This is a genomic window from Burkholderia sp. LFS061, from assembly GCF_047978125.1.
Classification (GTDB): Bacteria; Pseudomonadota; Gammaproteobacteria; order Burkholderiales; family Burkholderiaceae; genus Burkholderia; species Burkholderia pyrrocinia_C.
The window spans coordinates 1-1,557 of the sequence record NZ_JBFPFS010000113.1 but is presented as its reverse complement, the minus strand read 5'-3'; the positions used below and the strand labels follow the sequence as shown (position 1 = coordinate 1,557).

The following is a 1,557-nucleotide window of genomic DNA, read 5'->3' as shown; positions in this document are numbered from 1 at the left end:
CGGATACCTGCTAGAGGTGCTATCTGGAATCGCAGACAAGGCCGAGTCGCGTGCGGAAACGCATGCTGAGCACCAACGCCAGGGACGTGCCGGCCTCGGCACACCTCCGGCACGTGCCGCGCCTCAACCTACCGATGCGGACATTCTCATCGAGCCAAAGCAGACCGGTCCGCGTCAGGTTACCGAGGGCGTCGCACAGAGCCTGTCCGCGCTGCGACGCATCACAAAAGAAATGAACCAATTTTCGAAGGAAGGAAAAATCCATGACTGAACGACACCTCCCGGTCGGCTACGTCGAAGATGCACGAGGTCGCCTCATTCAGGAATCGCTTGTTGCGCCGATCGATCAACTGCGCGATCAGACAATCATGTCCCTGATCGATGAGGCAAAGTGCCTGCGATCGGCCCTGTCCGACTTCAAGGCGCGAGCGTTCGGTGACATCGCCGCTTTCATCGAGGCGAGCCATGAACAGTACGGAGTCAAGGTCGGTGGCGCGAAGGGAAACATTTCTCTTGTCACGTTCAACGGTCGGTACAAGATCGTTCGCCAGATCGCAGAACACCTCCAGTTCGACGAAGGTTTGCAGGCGGCGAAGGAATTGATTGACGAGTGCCTGCGTGAATGGACGGAAGGCCGTGATGACAAGGTCAAGATGTTGATCAACGAGGCGTTCCAGGTCGACAAGGAGGGAAACGTGAACACTGGGCGCATCCTCGCGCTCCGCCGCTTGGCGATCGACGATCCGAAGTGGACAAAAGCAATGCGAGCGATCGTCGACAGCATTCGTGTCACGGGCAGCAAGCCATACATCCGTCTATACGATCGTGTCCCGGATACCGAAGAGTATCGTGCAATCAGCCTCGACCTCGCATCGATTTGAGGGGAATCGTATGTCGAAACTATCGAAGGAAGACATTGAGAAGATCGACACAGAGCTGTCGTTCCCGTGTGGGCGCGTCGAGCTTCGTTGCGACGGTGATACGGTCGCGGTGGCGGTACAGCCGACGAAGCCGCGCCGGTACGACCTGATGGTCTATGTGAACGGTTGGTTTCGAGGTGAGTACTTGAGGGAGAGCGCTCCGGAACATCGGTTCTATCGACCAACGAAGATCAGCGCGTACACGCCATCACAGCGAGCAAAGATTGAAAAGCAGTTTGGCAAGCGGAACGCGCGGAAGTACTTTCCGAACCTGGACAAGACAACAACCATCCTCATGCCGACCTGGCGTGCGCCGAGGAGCATGCTTCGCCACTTTGCCAGAGTAAGTCAGTCGGTTGAGCTCGTCTCGGTCGGCGCAGCAGGCATCACTTCCGTTGATGTCGCCGAATCGAGGGATGCCGATGCCTGACGTTATTGTCATCCTTGCCGGAGTCGTCTTTCTGGCCTGTCTCTGCCGTAAGGAGATTCGACGCTGGTGGAAATCGTGACCCGCCCAATGCATGCTGTGGCGACTTCTTTGAGCGGGTCGCTCGATCGCGTTAAGGTGCCAATCTCGGCGATCGAAGAGCAGCGAGCGTATGCCCGCGCCAATTTCCTCTGCGACGTCGTGGCTGTT

3 protein-coding genes are annotated in these 1,557 nt (G+C 57.5%); all 3 read left to right on the top strand.

What is annotated here, in order from left to right; genetic code table 11:
• Positions 1-271 (top strand): hypothetical protein (locus tag ACNQQL_RS35900; protein ID WP_416392825.1); only part of this gene is annotated, 271 nt, incomplete at its 5' end.
• Entirely contained in the window at positions 264-881 is a 618-nt protein-coding gene (locus ACNQQL_RS35895; RefSeq protein WP_347069672.1) for a DUF3164 family protein, read from the top strand. The genes ACNQQL_RS35900 and ACNQQL_RS35895, both read left to right, overlap by 8 nt.
• A gap of 10 nt (positions 882-891) precedes the next feature.
• Positions 892-1,350 carry a hypothetical protein gene (locus tag ACNQQL_RS35890; protein ID WP_347069671.1) on the top strand — a complete coding sequence of 153 codons (459 nt, stop codon included), beginning with the start codon at positions 892-894 and terminating at the stop codon, positions 1,348-1,350.
• The last annotated feature ends 207 nt before the right edge of the window (positions 1,351-1,557 follow it).

Coding starts and splice junctions, on each gene's coding strand:
- ACNQQL_RS35895 (WP_347069672.1), top strand. CDS start 264: ATGACTGAACGACACCTCCCGGTCGGCTACGTCGAAGATGCACGAGGT.
- ACNQQL_RS35890 (WP_347069671.1), top strand. CDS start 892: ATGTCGAAACTATCGAAGGAAGACATTGAGAAGATCGACACAGAGCTG.